We start from the raw sequence: 18,700 nt of genomic DNA, 5'->3' as shown, positions 1-18,700 counted from the left end.
TCAGGCCGGCGCCTGGGCGTCCGCCTGGATGGCGGTGAGGGCGATGGTGTAGACGATGTCTTCCACCAGCGCGCCGCGCGACAGGTCGTTCACCGGTTTGCGCAGGCCTTGCAGCATCGGCCCGACGCTGACGCAATCGGCGCTGCGCTGCACTGCCTTGTAGGTCGTGTTGCCGGTGTTCAGGTCGGGGAAGATGAACACCGTGGCCTGCCCGGCCACCGGGCTGTTCGGCGCCTTCTGGCGGCCGACGCTGGCGATGGCGGCGGCATCATACTGCAAGGGTCCGTCGATCAACAGGTCGGGTCGCTGCTCGCGCGCCAGGCGGGTGGCCTCGCGGACCTTGTCGACATCGACGCCGGAACCGGAGTCGCCGGTGGAGTAGCTGATCATCGCGACCCGTGCCGGGATGCCGAAAGCCTGCGCCGACGCGGCACTCTGCACGGCGATCTCGGCCAGGTCACTGGCCGAAGGATCGGGATTCACCGCGCAATCGCCGTAGACCAGCACCTGGTCCGGTAACAACATGAAAAACACTGACGACACCAGGTTGTAGCCGGGCGCGGTCTTGATCAGTTGCAGCGCCGGGCGGATGGTGCTGGCGGTGGTGTGGATGGCGCCGGAGACCAGGCCGTCGACCTCGTCGAGGGCGAGCATCATGGTCGCCAGGACCACGCTGTCCTCCAGTTGCTGCTCCGCCATCGGCGCGTTCAGCCCCTTGCCCTTGCGCAGCTCGACCATCGGCTCGACGTAGCGCTGCCGGACCAGGTCCGGATCGATGATCTCCAGCCCTTCCGGCAGCACGATGCCCTGGGCCTGGGCCACCGCCCGGACCTCTTCCGGCTTGGCCAGCAGCACGCAGCGGGCGATCCCGCGCGCCTGGCAGATCGCCGCGGCCTGCACGGTGCGCGGCTCGCTGCCCTCGGGCAGGACGATGCGCTTGCCGGCCTTCTGCGCGCGCTGCACCACCTGGTAGCGGAACGCCGGCGGCGACAGGCGCAGCTCGCGCGGCGTGCCGCAGCGCTGCTTGAGCCATTCGAAGTCGATGTGCCCGGCGACGAACTCGGTGACCCGCTCGGCGCGCTCGCGGTCGTCCACCGGGATTTCCTTGTTCATCCGGTTCAGGTTGGTCGCCGTGTCGTAGGAGCCGGTGGCCACCGACAGCACCGGCAGGCCGCCCTGCAGGGCGCCACGGCAGAGTTCCATGATCCGCGGGTCGGGTGGGAAGTCGCTGCACAGCAGCAGTCCGGCCAGCGGCACGCCGTTCATCGAGGCCAGGCTGGCGGCGAGGATGATGTCGTCGCGGTCGCCGGGGGTCACCACCAGCACGCCGGGCTTGAGCAACTGCACGGTGTTGGGCACGGCGCGGGCGCACAGCACGATCTTCTGCACCCGGCGCTGCTCGTAGTCGCCGGCGTTGATCACCCGCGCGCTGAGCAGGTCGGCGATGTCGCGGGTGCGCGCGGCGTTGAGCTCGTCCTGCCAGGGAATGCAACCGATCAGGCGGAAGTCGTCGCGCAGCAGCGGCGAGTGTTCGGTCAGGCGCCGGGCGAAGTCGGCGACGCCGTCCTCGGCGCTGGCCGCGTCGGCCTCGCCGCGGACCTTGTTGAGGATCACCCCGAGCACCTTCGGGTCGCGCGGGCCGCCGAACAGCTGGGCCTGGATCTCGATGCGGTCGGTGAGTTCGGTGAGGGTCTCGTTCTCCGGCGCCGAGACCAGGATCACCTCGGCGTCGAGGCTCTTCGCCAGGTGGAAGTTGACCCGCGCGGCATAGCTGGCGTGGCGGGTCGGCACCATGCCTTCGACGATCACCACGTCCTTGTCGGTGGCGGCGCGCTGGTAGAGGCTGATGATCTCTTCGAGCAGTTCGTCCAGCTGGCCGTCGCCGAGCATCCGCTCGACCTGCGCTAGTGGCAGCGGTTTCGGCGTGTCCAGGCCGTGGGTGCGCGCCACCAGTTCGCTGGAGCGCTCCGGGCCGAGGTCGCCGGGGTGCAACTGGGCGATGGGTTTGAAGAAGCCGACCTTCAGTCCGGCGCGCTCGAGGGCGCGGAGCAGGCCGAGGCTGATCGAGGTGAGGCCGACGCCGAAGCCGGTCGGGGCGATGAAGAAGGTATGCATCTGGGCTCCTTAAGCCGTGCGTTGGGCCGCGCCGCCGGGTGGGCGGGGGCTCCGGTCCCGTTCAGTCGAGCAGGGCCAGGGTGTCGAGGGCGATCTGCCGCTCTTCGTTGGTCGGGATGACCAGCACCCGCGGGTGGCCCGTGGCCTGGATCGGTCCGGCGACGCCGCGCACGCAGCGGGCGTTGGCCTCTTGGTCCAGGCGCAGGTCGAACAGTCGCAGGTGGGCCACGGTCTTGGCGCGCACCAGCGGCGAGTTCTCGCCGATGCCGCCGGTGAAGATCACCCCGTCCAGCTGCGGCAGGGCGCAGCTCATCGCCGCCAGGGACTTGGCCAGGCGGTAGCAGAACACCTCGATCGCCAGGGCCGCGCCGGGGTGGCCCTGCTCGCGCTCCTGCTCCAGGGTGCGCATGTCGTTGGACAGGTTGGAGAGGCCGAGCAGGCCGCTCTCGTTGTTCAGCATCGAGTCGATGCGCTCCAGGCTCCAGCCCAGGGTCCGCGCCAGGTGGCTGTGCAGGTTGGGGTCGACGTCGCCGCTGCGGGTGCCCATCACCAGGCCCTCCAGCGGGGTCAGGCCCATGCTGGTGTCGAGGCTCTGGCCGTTGACGATGGCGCAGGTCGAGCTGCCGTTGCCGAGATGGGCGCTGAGCCAGCTGCTGTCGCCGACCGCCAGCCCGGCCATTTCCGCCGCGCGGTGGCTGACGTAGCGGTGGCTGGTGCCGTGGAAGCCGTAGCGGCGCACGCCGTGCTCGCGATAGAGGGCTTCCGGCAGGGCGTAGCGGTAGGCATGTTCCGGCAGGCTCTGGTGGAAGGCGGTGTCGAACACGGCGACGTGCGGCAGCCCGGGGAACAGCGTCATCGCCGCTTCGATGCCCTGCAGGTTGGCCGGGTTGTGCAGCGGCGCCAGCGGCGCGGTGGCGCGGATCGCTTCGATCACCCGCCCGTCGAGGCGCGTGGCATGGGTGAACAGCTCGCCGCCGTGCACCACCCGGTGGCCGATGCCGTGCAGCTTGCCGCCGGCGGCGTTCTGCACCATCGGCAACAGTTGGGCGAGGGCGGCGCGGTGGTCGGCGTTGGGAATCATCAGGCTGTCGCTGTCGCCGCCGCGCTTCCAGCGCAGCACCGCGTCGCGGCTGCCCAGGCGCTCGGCGAGGCCGTGCAGGGGAAACAGGGAATGGGCTTCGTTGACCAGGGCGAACTTGATCGACGAACTGCCGCAGTTGATCACCAGAATGTTGCGTGAGGGCATCACTGCTCCTTGGTCTGCTCTTCTTGTTCCCGGGCACACCAGCCGCAGCGAAAGGGGCGGCCGAGCTGTCTGTGCCGCGCGTTTTCGTCCAGGACCCAGGCGCGCGACTGCCAGGGCGGTTGGTGGCGCAGGTGCTGAGTATGGCCACAGGACAAGACTGCCACCCAATGGCCTTCCTCGTCCTGATGAAAATCAATCACCCGCGACGGCGTTCGCACGTCCCGTTCATCCGGGGCGCGGTCGCTTTCGGGGCTATTGATGCGTACACTTGCGCATTCATCTTCTTTATCGAAAAGGTTTCGTACCATGCAGATCGCGGCCAACAAGGCGGTTTCCATCGACTATACCCTGACCAACGACGCCGGGGATGTCATCGACAGTTCCGCAGGTGGCGCGCCGCTGGTTTACCTGCACGGTGCCGGCAACATCATCGTCGGCCTGGAGAAGGCCCTGGAAGGCAAGAACGTCGGTGACGAGCTGAGCGTCGCCATCGAGCCGGAAGATGCCTATGGCGAGTACAGCGCCGAGCTGGTCGCGACCCTGACCCGCGAGATGTTCGAGGGCGTCGACGAGCTGGAAGTGGGCATGCAGTTCCATGCCTCGGCGCCGGACGGCGGCATGCAGATCGTCACCATCCGCGACATCGACGGCGACGACGTGACCGTCGACGGCAACCACCCGCTGGCCGGCCAGCGCCTGAACTTCAAGGTCAAGGTGGTCGACGTGCGCGACGCCAACGCCGAGGAAATCGCCCATGGCCACATCCATGGCGAGGGTGGTCATCACCACTGATCGGCTGTCGTTCGCCGATTGATGGCCTGGGCCGTCCAGCGGCGGAACTGCTAAGCTGATACTGCGAAAGGCGCCTTTGGGCGCCTTTCGCGTCATGCGCCATGCCTGGGCTCTCCACCCCGTCCCCCGGGGTTGCGCCGCAGCCGGGAATCCCGTCCGCTGCGGGGCTTGGCACGTTGTGTCGCTGAATGCGCAAGGAGTACGTCATGAGTGCCTTTCACGATCTCACCCTGCAGGGGTTGGATGGACAGGACCTGCCGCTTTCCCCGTTCAAGGGCAAGGTGCTGCTGGTGGTCAATGTCGCCTCCAAATGCGGCCTGACACCCCAGTACGCCGGCCTGGAGAACCTCTACCAGACCTACCGCGAGCGCGGTTTCGCGGTGCTCGGCATCCCCTGCAACCAGTTCGCCGGCCAGGAGCCGGGCAGCGAGGCGGAGATCCAGTCCTTCTGCAGCCTGAACTATGGCGTCAGCTTCCCGATGAGCGCCAAGGTCGAGGTCAACGGCAGTGCGCGGCACCCGCTCTATCGCCTGCTGGCGGGCGAGGGCGCGGAGTTTCCCGGCGACATCACCTGGAACTTCGAGAAATTCCTCCTCGGCCCCGATGGCCGCGTGCTGGCGCGCTTCAGCCCACGCACCGCGCCGGACGACCCGGCCCTGGTGCAGGCCATCGAGAAGGCCCTGGGTTGACTGTCCCGGCGGGAGGCCTCCCGCCGGCGCCTTTCCCTCCCGAACGCGGCGCGACAAGCCCCGGCCTGTGATGCCTGATCACTGTCGTTGATAGTGCTGGGCGAGCGAGACGACCGGTCATATTCTCTCGCTCCATGAACAGCAATCGACTCGACAAGCGTGAACTGATCCTGGCCAAGGGCTCCGAGGTCATGACCCGGCGCGGCTACCACGGTACCGGGGTGCTGGAGATCGTCCAGGCCGCGCGCATTCCCAAGGGCTCCTTCTATCACTACTTCGACAGCAAGGAAGCCTTCGCCGAGCAGGCCCTGGAACACGTCTACGCGCCGCGCCTGGCGCGCTACGCCCAGGCCCTCGGCGACCGCCGCTTCAGCCCGCGCGAGCGGGTGCTGCGCTACTACGGCGAGCTGCTGGAGCACTTCGCCCGCCAGGAAAAGCCCGAATACCACTGCTTCATCGGCAGCCTGAGCTTCGAGATGGCCGAGCTGTCGCCGCCGATCGCGGCCAGGGTCGAGTCGATCCTGCAGGCTTCCGCGCGAATCCTCCAGGACTGCCTGGAGCAGGCGCGCGAGGCCGGCGAACTGGCCGCCGACGAGGACTGCGCGAGCCTGGCCGGCTTCATCGGCTGCGCCTGGCAGGGCGCCCTGGCGCGCTTCAAGGTCGGCGCCGGCCTCGCTCCGCTGAATGCTTTCATGTCGCGTCTGGAGCTGCTGCTCCGCGCCTGATACCTGCCCGACCCGCCCATTCCCCCTCAGGAGTCCGTCCATGAGTGCCCCCGTAGAAGCCCTGTTCCAACCGTTCCGCCTCGGCGCCCTGGAACTGCCCACCCGCGTGGTGATGGCGCCGATGACGCGCAACTTTTCCCCCGGCGGCGTACCCGACGCCAAGGTCGTCGAGTACTACCGCCGACGCGCCGCCGCCGGCGTCGGCCTGATCGTCAGCGAAGGCACCACGGTCGGCCACAAGGCCGCCAACGGCTATCCGAACGTGCCGCGCTTCCATGGCGAGGACGCCCTGGCCGGCTGGAAGCAGGTGGTCGAGGCAGTGCATGCCGAGGGCGGGCGCATCGTTCCGCAGCTCTGGCACGTCGGCAGCGTCCGCCGCCTGGGCGTGGAGCCGGACGCCAGCGTGCCCGGCTACGGCCCGATGGAGAAGGCCAAGGACGGCAAGGTGCTGGTCCACGGCATGAGCAAGGCCGACATCCAGGAGGTCATCGCCGCCTTCGCCCAGGCCGCCCGCGACGCCCAGGCGATCGGCATGGACGGGGTGGAGATCCACGGCGCCCACGGCTACCTGATCGACCAGTTCTTCTGGGAAGGCAGCAACCAGCGCGACGACGAGTACGGCGGCAGCCTGGCCAATCGCTCGCGCTTCGCCGTCGAGCTGGTGCAAGCGGTGCGCGCGGCGGTCGGCGCGGATTTCCCGATCATCTTCCGCTTCTCCCAATGGAAGCAGCAGGACTATTCCGCGCGCCTGGTGGAAAGCCCGGAGGGCCTGCGCGAGTTCCTCGCGCCGCTGGTGGAGGCCGGCGTCGATATCTTCCACTGCTCGACCCGGCGCTTCTGGATTCCCGAGTTCGAAGGCTCGGAACTCAACCTGGCCGGCTGGACCCGCGAGCTGACCGGCAAGCCGACCATTACCGTGGGTAACGTCGGCCTGGACGGCAGCGAGTTCCTGCAATTCTTCGGCAACACCGACGAGGTGGCGCAGCCGGCGAGCATCGACGGCCTGGTGGAGCGCCTGGACAAGGGCGAGTTCGACCTGGTCGCGGTGGGCCGCGCGCTGCTGGTGGATCCGGAGTGGGCGGTGAAGGTCCGCGAGGGGCGTATCGGCGACATCAAGCCGTTCAGCCGCGAGGCCCTGGCCAGCCTGGTCTGAGGCCGCGTCCGCGGCGCACCGGCCCGGCGCCGCGCCGGCAAGGAGATCCCACCCCTCGGGGTGGGATTTTTCATGCCCGTGATTTTTTCCGAAAACCCGCCGTGCGACCGGCTGACTTCAAAGTCCGAAACGGGCATTGTATGACCGCCAACACAACAATAGGCCGAGAAACGGCCAGAGGAGCGAATCCATGCGTATCGGCCTGGTGGTCGACGCGACCTGCGACCTGCCGCCCGAATTCCTCGCCGCCCACGGCATCCGCGTGATGCCGATCGGGATCCGCCTGGGCGAGCAGCGGCTCATCGATCGACGCGACCCCGACACCACCCTGAGCTTCTACCGCGACCACCTGCCCAAGGTCGGCAGCAAGGACGGCAGCCAGCCGCTCTCCGCCGCCGAGTTGCAGCAATGGTTCCTCGACGAACTGGTGACCGACTTCGACTACGTGGTCTGCCTCACCGTCGACAGCCTGCGCAGCCCGATCTTCGAGCACGCCACCCAGGCCTCCTTCGGCCTGCTCCAGCATTACCACGAGCGCCGCCACGCGGCCGGCATCGCCGGTCCCTTCACCCTGCGCGTACTCGACAGCCACGCGGTGTTCGCCGGCCTCGCCTGCCTGGCCGCAGAGGCTGCGCGCCTGCTGGCGCAGGGCAGCCACCCCAACGCGCTGCGCACGCGCCTCGAACAGCTCAGCCAGCAGACCTGCACCTACCTGGTCGCCGACGACCTCGGCCACTTGCGCCGGCGCGGCTTCCAGAAGGGCGATCGCAGCGGTTTCGTCGACCGGGTCAAGGGCGCGGCGCTGGGGTTGGGCTCGCTGCTCGACGTCAAGCCGGTGTTCAGCCTGGCCGAAGGCGAGGACAAGCCGGTGGCGCTCTCGCCGAGTTTCGAGAAGTCGGCGGAGAAGCTGCTCGGCTACGCCCTGGCGCGGGTACAGGCGGGTGAGCTGCTGGCACCGCAACTGGGTCTCAGCTATGCCGGCGATCCGACCGCGCTGCGCGACCTGCCGGGCTTCGCCGCGCTGGAGAACGCCTGTCGCGAGCGCGACATCCACTTGCACCTGGGCATGCTCAGCCCTACCGGCGGCATCAACCTGGGCGCCGGGGCGATGAGCCTGGGCTTCATCGCCGCGCCGAAACCCTTTGCCTGAGGCTCACTCGCGGCTGCGCGGCAAGGCTCCGCCATCCTCCGCCGGCGGCCGCTCGGGCCTGGCCGGGGCGGGCTGGAGCAGCGGGCTGGCGCAGGCGTCTTCCAGGTAGTTCTGGAAATGTTCGACGATGCTCTCCCAGCCTTGCCGGCTGGCGTGCTGGCGGGCGTTGAGACGGACCCGGCGCAGGCGCTCCTGATCGCCCAGCAGCCAGCTGGCGACTTCGACGAAGCCGGCGTTGTCGCCCGGCGCGGCGAGCACGCCGTTGTGCCCGTGGCGGATGTGCTGGCCGGCGGCCGCCTGGTCGAAGGCCACCACCGCGAGGCCGGCGGCCTGGGCTTCGAGGACCACGTTGCCGAAGGTTTCCGACAGGCTCGGGAAGAGGAACAGGTCGCCGGAGGCGTAGTGGGCGGCCAGGGTCTCGCCGCGCTGCACGCCGCAGAACAGCGCTTCGGGCAGGTCGCGTTCGAGGTGCTTGCGTTCCGGCCCGTCACCCACCAGCACCAGGCGCAGCTTCAGCTGCGGATGGGCGGCACAGAGCGCGCGGAAGCTGCCGCCGAGCAGGCCGAGGTTCTTCTCCGCGGCCAGCCGGCCGACGTGCAGCACGGCGATGTCCTGTTCGCCCAGGCCCCAGCGCCGGCGCAGCTCGGAATCGCGGCGGGAGGGGTGGAAAAGTTGGCTGTCGACCCCGCGCGAGAGCAGGTTGAGGCGTTCGAAACCGCGCCGCTGCAATTCCATGCGCTGGCTGCCGCTGGGCACCAGGGTCATCTGCGTGCGGTTGTGGAACCAGCGCAGGTAGCCGGTGACCAGCCGGGTCAGCGGGCCGAAGCCGTAGTGCTCGCTGTACTGCTGGAAGTTGGTGTGGAAGCCGCTGACCGCCGGGATGCCCAGGCGCCGCGCGGCGCGCAGGGCGGAGAAGCCGAGCGGGCCTTCGGTGGCGATGTAGAGCACGTCGGGGCGCTGGCGTTTCCAGCAGCGCAGCAGCTTGTGCAGGCTCGACATGCCCCATTGCAGGCCGGGGTAGCCGGGCAGCGGCCAGCCGCGGGTCAGCAGCAGCTCGGCATCGCTGCGCCGGCCGTCGTCGCCCGGTTGGCGCGGGCGCACCACCTGGACCCGGTGGCCGAGCTGCTGGAGGCCGGCGTGCAGGCGTCCCAGGGTGTTGGCGACGCCGTTGACTTCCGGCGGATAGGTTTCGCTGATCAGGGCGATGCTCAGGGGTCTGCTCATGACGCCAGTGTCGACCGGCGCCGTGTAGCGGATGTGACGTTTTCGTGATGACTTGATGACGGCGCCCGCCGGGCTCAATCCTGGAGAAACCGCGCCAGTTGGGCCGCCAGGTCGGCGTAGGTGGGCGGCGGGTTGGGGCAGAGGCTGGCGAGGCTGGCCTGGAAACCGGCGGCTGTATCCGCCTGCCGGGCTTCGACATAGTGCCGTATGACGGCCAGGGCGCGCTCGAGCTCGCTGGCGCGGAGGAACGGGCCGTCGTCCTTCTTGTAGCGTTCATCCAGGCGCGGACCATCGCCGCAGGCGTAGAGGAACAGACAGCCCCAGAGCTGGTAGCGCTCGTTGCAGGGATAGCTCTGGGGAACCTCGGAGTGCCTGTCCATCAGCGGAACATCCACATGGCCGGATTGCTCGAGGGCTTCATGGATGTCCAGCCAGCCGAATCCCTCCTCGTCCCGGTTCGAGAAGGTAATGCCCTGGCCGGAGCAGGCGACCGCCATCCCTTCGGCGAACCAGGTCGGCAGGGCATAGGGACCGAGGGGACGGAGCAGGTGCTGCTGGAGCGCGTGGACCATTTCGTGATGGATCATGCGGGCCAGATCGTCCGCTTCGTAGGACGCCGCGATCCGCAGCCTCACGCATCCGTTCCGGGCCTCGCCCGCATGGCCGTCCGTGCTCGGCTCCACCTGTACCAGCAGCGGCAGGCGGGCGGCATCGGCGCTGGCGAACTGCGCGGTGAAGCGGCTGTAGGCCTGCTCGACCAGCGCCAGCAGCGCAGCCTGTTGCTCAGCCGGAAAGGTATCGCCGAAAGTTACGCGGTGGGGCATGGACGGGTCCCTGGTGCGGAGAAGGGGCCCAGCCTAGCGCATCCGCCAGCGTCGCGCTTCCAGAGCGGCAGCCGAAGCGGGTTCAGGGCCCGGGCAGTACGTCGAACGAACGGGTGGCGCCGCCGATCTCGCTGACCTTCTGGGTCCAGAAGTTCTTCGTGTTGCCATAGTGCCTGATGTAGTAGCGGCCCGGTTCCGTTCCCTGGGGAATGGTCCAGCTGATGGTCGCCTTCGAGGCCGATATGCCGACTCTTTGCCAACGATACGTGGTCTCCCAGTCATTGTCGGTGGCAACGGCCATGGGGGGCTGCTTGCCGTCCTTGCCGATGTTCACCACTTCCAGGAAGGTCTTCTCGGTGCGCAGGTCGTTCTTCGGATGTCCGCTCACGAAGGCGACGATCACCGTATCGCCGACCCGATAACTTTCCCTGGGTTGTTGCAACACGTCGCCGAAGGACCTGCCGATATAGGGATCGTCGGCCACTACTCCGGTCTGGAAGTTCATCTGGCAGCAGGACAGGTCCGGCGCGATAGCCGAGGTTTCCACCGGCAGGCGCTCGCGCAGCGCCACCGCCATGTCGACGAAGAGTTGCTGGTAGGCGGCCTGGGTCCAGGGCCCGTAGAGGGTCGAGCCGCCCTCGTATTCCTGGGCGGCGTATTCCTCGCGGGTGGTGACGTAGCTGGCATAGGCGTTGGCGTAGCCGTTGAAGATCACGTGGCGGATGCCGGCCGCCTCGCTGGCCGCCTGCACCGCGCGGCGGATGCGCACGCCGGCCATGACGGTGAATTCCGCCGGGGCGCCGAGCAGTTCCAGCTGGCCGATGCGGAACATCTGGATCGGCAGCACGGTCGGCGTCCAGGGGTAGGGTTGCTTGTTGCCGGTGTCGGCGAGGATGGTCTTTTCCGCCTGGCACTGCACCAACTCCTTCGGCGGTACTCCGGTGAGCAGCCCGCCGAGGGCCGAGAGGAACGGGTTGTTGCCTTCCTCCAGGCCCAGCGGCCCGGGGCCGTCCTCGGTGCTGCCGGCGGCCAGGCTGGTGCCGATGGCTGCGCTGCATAGCTGGTGCGGCTGGCCGTCGGTGAACTCGGGGCGGATCGGCAGGCGGGTGAAATCGACGAAGCGGAAGCGCGAATCCAGTTCGCCGAGCACCTCTTCCTGGTTCTCGCCGGCGATCTGGTAGGCCTTGGCGAACTGGCGCAGGCCGATCTCGCGGGTGTTGTCGAACTCGTTGTCGAAGGGGCCGGAACCGGGCTTCAGGTTCAGGTTGGGCGACAGGTTGCCGGCGTTGGTCTGGGCGAAGGCCGCGACGAAGCCGGCCTTGCGGCTGACGTCGTGCTCCCAGTGGTAGCTGGCGTAGCCCTTGTTGTCCGGTGAGATCAGGCGGTTGGCGTTGGTCATGGAGGTGCTGTGCACCGGGAACCAGCTGATCGCCCCGGCCAGCTCGCCGTTGGCGTCGACGAAGCTGAGCACGCTCATCTGCGGATCAATGCCGTCCTCGTAGCCGGCGATGTCCGGGTTCTTCAGGTGCGACAGCAGCGAGCGGTTGCGGCTGGCGTTGCGCAGCTCGCCGCTGCCGTAGAACAGGCGGCCGGGCTGCAGCCTGGCCTGGGCCCGCTCGATGGCGCGGACGATACCGTCGACGATGGCGTCGAAGGTCTTTTCCTGGAAGCCGAGCACCGACAGGTTGTACATCGCGTAGTGGGAGAAGCCGCCCGGACCGGAGTGGGTGTGGGTGGCGGCCAGCATCACGTTGTTCTCGTCGTAGATCCCGGGGTACTTCGCCTTGAGCCGGGCCAGGACCTTCAGGTGCACGGCCTGGAAGATCATCCCCAGGTCGGTGTTGACGTAGACCAGGCGGCGTCCGCTGGCCGGTTCCTCGATGACGAAGGCGCGTGCCCACTGGCGCATGTGGATGCCGGCGGTCTTCTGTTCGAGGGACGAGTAACCCATCATGCCGACTTCGGCGGCTTCGCCGGTGATGTCCGCCTTGCCCAGGCCGAAGCGGTAGGGCAGATCGTCGGCCCGCGAGGGGTGGGAAAGGACCAGCAGGATGCAGGACAGCAACAGTCTGGTGAGCGCGGAACGTGACATGGCGACCCTCTTCTTGTCGTCCGCCGAAAGGCGGTGTGGGGAACCGGGGTCGACGAAGGCGGGGCGCGGCCCGCTTCGCCTGGTTGCCACTGTAGTGCCAGCTGGTACGGGCGGAGGGGGGCGTTGCGGACAGCAAGGGGGTGGACGGCGGCCATCCTGCCCGGGCGGCGGGCGGGCATAAAAAAGGCCGCCTGCGTGGGGAGGGCACGGGCGGCCAGTCGGGTTCGGCAGCGTCTCGCCGGTCTGCAAGGGCTGGCGCGGGTCTCGGCTGCGGTCCGCGCCGACGCTCCCGAGGGCCGTTGCAGTGTGCCCGGTCGGCGCTGTCAGGCCGGTGACGCCAGGATGACAATGCCGACAGGCGAGACCGGCGGGGCGATTACCTGACCAGCGCCTTCTCGCCTTCCTCGCGGACCCAGAACAGGGTCGCGCCGGCGACGGCGGCGGGCATCATCACCAGGTTGACCAGCGGGATCAGCAGCGCCAGGTAGGTCATCCCGCCGAAGCCCATGCAGGCCCAGCGCTTGCTGCGCAGCCAGGCGAGCATCTCGTTCCAGCCGAGCTTGTGGTTGTCCGCCGGGTAGTCGATGTACTGCACCGCCATCATCCAGATGCCGAAGAGGATCCACAGCGGCGTGGCGACCAGGTTGACCCCGGGCACGAAGCTCAGCACCAGCAGCACCAGCGCGCGCGGCAGGAAGTAGGCGAGCTTGCGCATCTCCCGGCCCATGGTGCGCGGGATCATCGCCAGCAGTTCGGCCCAGCTGAACGGCGGGAAGTCGTCGCGGCCGCGAACCACCACCTCGACCTTTTCCGAGAGGAAGCCGTTGAACGGCGCGGAGATGATGTTGGCGACCATGGTGAAGGTGAAGAACACGATCACCAGCACCAGCAGGACGAACAGTGGCCAGACGATGTACTGCAGGAAGCCCAGCCAGTCGGGCAGGCTGGGCATCAGCAGGTCGACCCAGTGGCTGAACTGCTGCATGGCGAAGCCGATCAGCAGGGCGAACACCAGCAGGTTGATGCTCAGGGGGATCAGCACGAACAGGCGCAGGCCGGGGCGCATGATCAGCCTCAGGCCTTCACCGAGGTATTGCGGGCCGCTCAGGGCTGGCATGGGTAGGGGCTCTCCAATGGGGGGCGGGCAGAAACCTTAGCAGACTCGCGAAAGCCCGGGACAGGGCGTGTTTGACCGGGCATTTCAGGGGGACGCCTGGTACAGGCAGTAGCGGTTGCGTTGTCGCTTGGCCTGGTACATGGCGCTGTCGGCGGCGCGCACCAGGCCCTCGGCGTCGCCGGCATGCCGTGGATAAAGGGCGATGCCGATGCTCGGGGTGACGAAGTCGATGTGCTCGCCGCCCAGCGCAATGGGCTGGACCAGCGCCGCCAGCAGCCGTTCGGCGAGGCGCGCGGGGCTGTTCGCCTGGCTGTCCTCGAGGAGCACGGCGAACTCGTCGCCGCCCAGGCGATAGGCCTTGTCCGGTTGCCGCAGGGTGTTGCGCAGGCGCTCGGCGACGGTCCTCAGCAGGGCGTCGCCGATGTCGTGGCCGAAGCGGTCGTTGACTTCCTTGAAGCGGTCCAGGTCCAGGTACAGCAGGGCGATCTCCGCGCCGCCGTTGCCGGCGCGGAACAACGCCTGGCCGAGCTGTTCCTCGAAGGCCTTGCGGTTGCCCAGGCCGGTCAGCGGGTCGCGGTAGGCCATTTCCAGCAATTGCTGCTGGTAGGCGACCTGGTCGCTGACGTCGCGGACGATGCCGCGGTAGCCGCGCAGTTCGCCCTGCAGGTCGTGGACCAGCGAGACCGTGGCCTCGAAGTAGCCGAGGCTGCCGTCGGCGCGCTGGAGGGGCACGGCGAAGGTTTTCCCGGCGCCGCTCTGCATGGCGCGCTGGAAGGGCTGGCGGGTGCGCGCCGGGTCGTCCTCGCCGAGCAGTTCGTAGTAGGGATGGCCGACCAGCGTTTCGCAGGGGTGGCCGAGCAACTGGCAGAGCGCGGGGTTGACGGTGAGGATCACGCCCCCGGCGTCCATCTCGAAGTAGCCGTCGCGCATCGACTGGAGGATCGCCCGGTCGCGCGCCTCGCTGTGTTCGAGGCGTTCGAGCATCTGGTTCATCTCGCCGGCCAGTTGCCCGAGCTCGTCGTTGCCGAAGTCGCTCAGGCGCGCCGAGTGGCTGTTGCGGCCGACCTCGGCGACCTCCCGGTTGAGCCGCTGGACCCGGCGCAGGACCCACAGTTCCAGGGCCAGGTAGCCGACCAGGAAGGCGCCCAGCGCGACCAGCAGGGAGGTGCCGAGGAAGAAGTTGATGGTCTTCTCGCCCTGCAGGTAGAGCTGGCGCGGGGTGGTGATGTCGAAGCGCAGCTGCGGCTCGCCGCGCGAGCTGAGGTATTGCAGGGAGACCTGCTGGCGGTGTTCGCCGAGGAAGCGCCGCGGGCTCAGCAGGGCCTGGTTGCGGGTGGTTCCGGTGCGGCTGTGGAGGGCTCGCCAGCTCGGGTCGGTGGGCGCGTTGGGCTGCGGCAGCAGGTCGGCGTTCATCTGTTCGCGCAGGCCGCCCAGGCGTTCCTGGTCGAGGAAGTAGCCGGCGAGGATCACCCCTTTCGGCGGTGCGCTGCCCTGGTTGTCGCTGATCGGCACGCTGACCAGCAGGGTCGGCAGGTTGTCCACCAGCAGCAGCTCGCTCAGGCTGTGCCCGGTGCCGTGCCGGAAATCCATGGCGCCCAGCTCCAGGGCGCGCCGTACCAGGGCTTGTGCCAGCTCCTGGTCGGACGCCGAGGATGCGCCGAACAGCACGCGCTGGCCGGGAGCGGCCGGCGACCACTGCCTGAGCGCCACGCGCCCGCGCTCGTCGAGGAACAGGACGAAGTCGAAGCCGAGGTCGTCGAGCATCTCGTGGTCGAGGTTCTCCTGTTCGAAATCGTCGTCGGGCTTCTGGATGAAACGATAGGTGGCGTTCCACCAGGCGTAGGTATGGACGATGTCGAGGTGGCGCTTGAGCTCGAAGTCCAGCTTGTTCTGCAGGAACAGCGCCTCTTCCTGCAGGCGCCGTTCGTCCTCGCGGTCGAAACGGCTGAGCAGGATGCTTTCCGACAGCAGCCAGATCCCGCCGAGGCTGACGATCAGCAGCGGCAGGAACAACCGGAGCAGGCGCGAACGTAGGGGCATGCGGGGACCGGGATAGTGGGGGACTGCCTGAGTCTAGCCGGAGGAGGCCGGCATAGGCGGTCTCTATCATGCGAATTGAAATTCGACATTTCAATGTATCGTCGCGGCTGGGTAACCTGCGCCGCATATCCTTTCGGCAGCCCGGCGGCATCGGGCGCGACCCAGCCCTTTCCAGGAGTGTCATCGATGAGTGTACTGGTCAACAAGCAAGCCCCCGACTTCAACGCCGCCGCGGTGCTCGGCGACGGATCCATCGTCGATTCCTTCCAGCTTTCCAGCCTGCGCGGCAAGTACGTGGTGCTGTTCTTCTGGCCCCTGGATTTCACCTTCGTCTGCCCTTCGGAAATCATCGCCCACAACAACCGCATGGATAAGTTCCGCGAGCTGGGCGTGGAAGTGGTCGGCGTGTCCATCGACTCGCAGTTCACCCACCACGCCTGGCGCAGCACGCCGGTGGAAAAGGGCGGCATCGGCGCGGTCGAGTTCACCATGGTCGCCGACCTCAAGCACGAGATCACCCGCGCCTACGGCATCGAGCATGACGACGGCGTGGCTTTGCGCGCGTCGTTCCTGATCGACCGCGCCGGGGTGGTCCAGCACCAGGTGGTGAACAACCTGCCGCTGGGGCGCGAGGTGGACGAGATGGTGCGCCTGGTCGAGGCCCTGCAGTTCACCGAGGAACACGGCGAAGTCTGCCCGGCCGGCTGGCGCAAGGGCCGGAAGGGCATGCAGGCGAGCGCCGCGGGCGTGGCCGCGTACCTGGCCGAGAACGCCGAGGCGCTGTGAAACCAGTCGCCGGCCGCGGCGAGCGGCCGGCCAGTCTTTTCCCGGGGCGACCGCTCCTTCCAAGCCTTCCCCATGTGCTTTGGTGGCCCCGTTTTTATTCGCGCCGACGCTGACGTCGGCAGGAGTTCGACGAGATGTCCGATACCGTTCGCCATGCCCGAGTGATCATCCTCGGTTCCGGCCCCGCCGGTTACAGCGCGGCCGTCTACGCCGCGCGCGCCAACCTCAGGCCGCTGCTGATCACCGGCATGCAGGCCGGCGGCCAGCTGACCACCACCACCGAGGTCGACAACTGGCCCGGCGATCCCCATGGCCTCACCGGCCCGGCGCTGATGCAGCGGATGCAGGAACACGCCGAGCGCTTCGAGACCGAGATCGTCTTCGACCACATCCATGCCGTGGACCTGGCCGGCAAGCCGTTCACCCTGCGGGGCGACAACGGCACCTATACCTGCGACGCGCTGATCATCGCCACCGGCGCCAGCGCGCGCTACCTGGGGCTGCCGTCGGAACAGGCGTTCATGGGCAAGGGCGTGTCGGCCTGCGCCACCTGCGACGGCTTCTTCTATCGCAACCGCGAAGTGGCGGTGATCGGTGGCGGCAATACCGCCGTGGAAGAGGCCCTGTACCTGGCCAACATCGCCAGCCGGGTGACCCTGGTGCATCGCCGCGGGACCTTCCGCGCCGAGAAGATCCTCCAGGACAAGCTGCGCGCGCGGGTCGCCGAGGGCAGGATAGTGCTCAAGCTCGACGCCGAGGTCGACGAAGTGCTCGGCGACGCCATGGGCGTCACCGGCGTGCGGCTGAAGAGGCGTGACGGCGGCAGCGAGGAGATCGCCGTGGATGGCATGTTCGTCGCCATCGGCCATACTCCCAATACCTCGCTGTTCGAGGGGCAGTTGGCCCTGAAGGACGGCTACCTGGTGGTCGACGGCGGGCGTGAAGGCAATGCCACCGCGACCAACGTACCGGGCGTGTTCGCCGCCGGTGACGTGGCAGACCACGTCTACCGCCAGGCGATCACCTCGGCCGGCGCCGGTTGCATGGCCGCGCTGGATGTGGAGCGCTATCTCGATTCGCTCTGATGAGAAGACAGCCCTGAGTGCTGCGTGCAGGGAAGGCCCCGCTTCGGCGGGGCTTTTCTTTGCCCGCGCGAAATGGGTGCCGCCGCCGGTGGGTGATCCGGTGACGCCGTGACGCGGGGGAGCGCGGCCGACGCGCGAGAACACGACTTAAGGTCGGCAAGGGTTGAATAGAGCAATTACTCTAGCCGGCCTAGAATCCAGACGCTTCGCGGTTTCCACCACAATAGAAAGAAGGAGGGTCATCCATGTTTCTCAGCCCTAGCGCAATCTGCCTGCTCGGCCTGATCACCTGGACCCTGTTGCTGGTCTTCCTGCTGGTCAGCCAGCGTGGCCTGCTGGTGTTCGGCGGGCGCATGGCGGTGAACGCCTTCGCCGCCGACGGCAGCAATACCCCCGGCGGCTTCGGCCAGCGCCTGGTCCGTGCCCATGCCAACTGCGTGGAGAATCTGCCGCTGCTGGCCGGCGTGCTGCTCTACGCGATCGCCAGCGGACAGACCAGCCTGACCGATCCGCTGGCGCCGCTGCTGCTCGGCGCGCGGCTGTTCCAGTCGCTGATGCACCTGCTCAGCATTTCCGCGCTGTTCGTCTGGCTGCGCTTCGCCGGCTTCCTCGTGCAACTGCTGGTGCTGGCCTGGTGGCTGCTGCTCCTGGCGGGGCTGGCGTAGCGGCGCGGCTTCAGTCGACCGCCGCCAGTTGCTCGGCGAACAGCGCCCGGTCGACGTTCGCCCCGCTGAGGATCAGGCCCACCTTCAGTCCCTCGAGGCGCTCGCGTTCCTGCCACGCCGCGGCGAGGGCGGCGACGCCGGCGCCCTCGCCGACGTTATGGGTGCAGGTGAAGCACAGGCGCATGGCCGCGCCGATCTCCGCATCGCTGACCCGCACCACGCGGTCGGCGCCGGCCAGGATCATTTCCAGCGCGCTCGGGTCCGGGGTGCTGCAGGCCATGCCGTCGGCCAGCCGGGTGGCGACCGGATGGCTGATCGCCGCGCCGGCCTCGAACGACAGCGCATAGGCCGGCGCGTGGGCGGAGACCACGCCGACGATGCGGGTCTTCAGGCCCAGCGCGTCGCGTGCGGCGATCAGGCCGCAGATACCCGAACCCATGCCGATCGGCACGTAGACTTCATCGAGATCGGGCTGCGCGGCGAACAGCTCCAGGGCGTAGCTGGCGACCCCGGCCACCAGCCAGGGATGGAACGCCGGAATCAGGTGCAGGCCGTCGCGCCGGGCGCGCTCGGCGGCGTATTCGCGGGAGGCCTGGAAATCCTCACCGTGTTCGACCAGCTCGGCGCCGAGGCTGCGCATCGCCGCGTTCTTCTCGCGGCTGTTGCCGTGCGGCACGACGATGACCGGGTGGATACCATGGCGGCTCGCCGAGAAGGCCACCGACTGGCCATGGTTGCCGCGGGTGGCGCTGATCACCCCGGCCGGCCGTTCGCCCTGGTGCGCCAGGTGGTGGAAGTAGGCCAGCCCGCCGCGCAGCTTGAAAGCGCCCACCGGCAGGTGGTTCTCGTGCTTCATCCAGACATCGCAGCCCAGCGCCTCGCACAGCAGCGGCCAGCGGATCTGCGGCGTCGGCGGCAGGGTCTGGCGGACGATCGCGGCGGCCTGCTCGAGGGCGGCGAGAGAAAATGACATGTGCGATTCCCCTGTACTTGTGGT

17 protein-coding genes are annotated in these 18,700 nt (G+C 68.3%); 8 read left to right on the top strand and 9 right to left on the bottom strand.

The genetic code is table 11. The features are described from left to right. From pta to B7D75_RS21095, 3 genes are all read right to left on the bottom strand, one after another. Positions 1-2,115 carry a phosphate acetyltransferase gene (pta, locus tag B7D75_RS21105; RefSeq protein ID WP_058135709.1) on the bottom strand — a complete coding sequence of 705 codons (2,115 nt, stop codon included), beginning with the start codon at positions 2,113-2,115 and terminating at the stop codon, positions 1-3. A 61-nt stretch (positions 2,116-2,176) separates the two neighbouring features. Further along, the gene (locus tag B7D75_RS21100; protein ID WP_004367272.1) at positions 2,177-3,361 is read right to left on the bottom strand and encodes an acetate kinase; all 1,185 of its coding nucleotides are present in this window, start codon (positions 3,359-3,361) and stop codon (positions 2,177-2,179) included. Then, positions 3,361-3,699, bottom strand: a complete 339-nt coding sequence (locus B7D75_RS21095; protein WP_071535371.1) for a DUF3565 domain-containing protein — start codon at positions 3,697-3,699, stop codon at positions 3,361-3,363. Before B7D75_RS21095 ends, B7D75_RS21100 begins: the two co-directional genes overlap by 1 nt. Between B7D75_RS21095 and B7D75_RS21090 the strand changes: the two genes are divergently transcribed. The 5 genes from B7D75_RS21090 (at position 3,668) to B7D75_RS21070 (ending at position 7,870) form a co-directional block, all read left to right on the top strand. After that, complete coding sequence (locus tag B7D75_RS21090; protein ID WP_012076986.1) at positions 3,668-4,153, top strand: FKBP-type peptidyl-prolyl cis-trans isomerase; 486 nt, start codon at positions 3,668-3,670, stop codon at positions 4,151-4,153. The two genes, B7D75_RS21095 and B7D75_RS21090, sit on opposite strands and share 32 nt — an antisense overlap. A 206-nt stretch (positions 4,154-4,359) precedes the next feature. After that, on the top strand, positions 4,360-4,842 hold the full coding sequence (locus B7D75_RS21085) for a glutathione peroxidase (protein WP_012076985.1): 483 nt from the start codon (positions 4,360-4,362) through the stop codon (positions 4,840-4,842). Positions 4,843-4,976: 134 nt separating this feature from the next. Further along, positions 4,977-5,567: a TetR/AcrR family transcriptional regulator gene (locus tag B7D75_RS21080; RefSeq protein WP_043098871.1), complete on the top strand. Its 591-nt coding sequence runs from the start codon at positions 4,977-4,979 to the stop codon at positions 5,565-5,567. A 40-nt stretch (positions 5,568-5,607) separates the two neighbouring features. Beyond that, a complete protein-coding gene (locus tag B7D75_RS21075; protein WP_034081408.1) occupies positions 5,608-6,720 on the top strand; it encodes an NADH:flavin oxidoreductase in 1,113 nt (370 codons plus the stop codon). Positions 6,721-6,910: 190 nt separating this feature from the next. After that, positions 6,911-7,870 carry a DegV family protein gene (locus tag B7D75_RS21070; RefSeq protein ID WP_053814426.1) on the top strand — a complete coding sequence of 320 codons (960 nt, stop codon included), beginning with the start codon at positions 6,911-6,913 and terminating at the stop codon, positions 7,868-7,870. Positions 7,871-7,873: 3 nt separating this feature from the next. Here the strand turns inward: B7D75_RS21070 and B7D75_RS21065 are convergent, their stop codons facing one another. The 5 genes from B7D75_RS21065 to B7D75_RS21045 all read right to left on the bottom strand — a co-directional run bounded on the left by B7D75_RS21065 (position 7,874) and on the right by B7D75_RS21045 (position 15,167). After that, entirely contained in the window at positions 7,874-9,094 is a 1,221-nt protein-coding gene (locus tag B7D75_RS21065) for a glycosyltransferase family 4 protein (protein ID WP_034081411.1), read from the bottom strand. Between the two features lie 74 nt (positions 9,095-9,168). Continuing rightward, positions 9,169-9,918 carry a hypothetical protein gene (locus B7D75_RS21060; protein WP_034081412.1) on the bottom strand — a complete coding sequence of 250 codons (750 nt, stop codon included), beginning with the start codon at positions 9,916-9,918 and terminating at the stop codon, positions 9,169-9,171. Between the two features lie 82 nt (positions 9,919-10,000). Further along, positions 10,001-12,010: a neutral/alkaline ceramidase gene (locus B7D75_RS21055; protein ID WP_053817648.1), complete on the bottom strand. Its 2,010-nt coding sequence runs from the start codon at positions 12,008-12,010 to the stop codon at positions 10,001-10,003. Between the two features lie 376 nt (positions 12,011-12,386). Further along, positions 12,387-13,127: a sulfate transporter CysZ gene (gene cysZ / locus B7D75_RS21050; protein ID WP_107114387.1), complete on the bottom strand. Its 741-nt coding sequence runs from the start codon at positions 13,125-13,127 to the stop codon at positions 12,387-12,389. An 84-nt stretch (positions 13,128-13,211) separates the two neighbouring features. Continuing rightward, positions 13,212-15,167 carry a sensor domain-containing diguanylate cyclase gene (locus tag B7D75_RS21045; protein ID WP_107114386.1) on the bottom strand — a complete coding sequence of 652 codons (1,956 nt, stop codon included), beginning with the start codon at positions 15,165-15,167 and terminating at the stop codon, positions 13,212-13,214. 186 nt (positions 15,168-15,353) lie between these two features. On the opposite strand from B7D75_RS21045, the gene B7D75_RS21040 reads away from it, so the two are divergent. From B7D75_RS21040 to B7D75_RS21030, 3 genes are all read left to right on the top strand, one after another. Beyond that, the gene (locus B7D75_RS21040) at positions 15,354-15,953 is read left to right on the top strand and encodes a peroxiredoxin (protein WP_034080220.1); all 600 of its coding nucleotides are present in this window, start codon (positions 15,354-15,356) and stop codon (positions 15,951-15,953) included. A 134-nt stretch (positions 15,954-16,087) separates the two neighbouring features. Further along, a complete protein-coding gene (trxB, locus tag B7D75_RS21035; protein ID WP_033997307.1) occupies positions 16,088-17,038 on the top strand; it encodes a thioredoxin-disulfide reductase in 951 nt (316 codons plus the stop codon). Positions 17,039-17,283: 245 nt separating this feature from the next. Further along, positions 17,284-17,703 (top strand): MAPEG family protein, encoded by a 420-nt coding sequence (locus B7D75_RS21030; RefSeq protein ID WP_012076976.1) that lies wholly within the window; start codon positions 17,284-17,286, stop codon positions 17,701-17,703. A gap of 10 nt (positions 17,704-17,713) precedes the next feature. Here the strand turns inward: B7D75_RS21030 and B7D75_RS21025 are convergent, their stop codons facing one another. Then, a complete protein-coding gene (locus tag B7D75_RS21025) occupies positions 17,714-18,676 on the bottom strand; it encodes a threonine dehydratase (RefSeq protein WP_034080219.1) in 963 nt (320 codons plus the stop codon). Positions 18,677-18,700: the final 24 nt, after the last annotated feature.

The organism is Pseudomonas paraeruginosa (genome assembly GCF_003025345.2).
Taxonomy (GTDB): Bacteria; Pseudomonadota; Gammaproteobacteria; order Pseudomonadales; family Pseudomonadaceae; genus Pseudomonas; species Pseudomonas paraeruginosa.
This window is presented reverse-complemented; position numbering and strand designations above follow the sequence as displayed.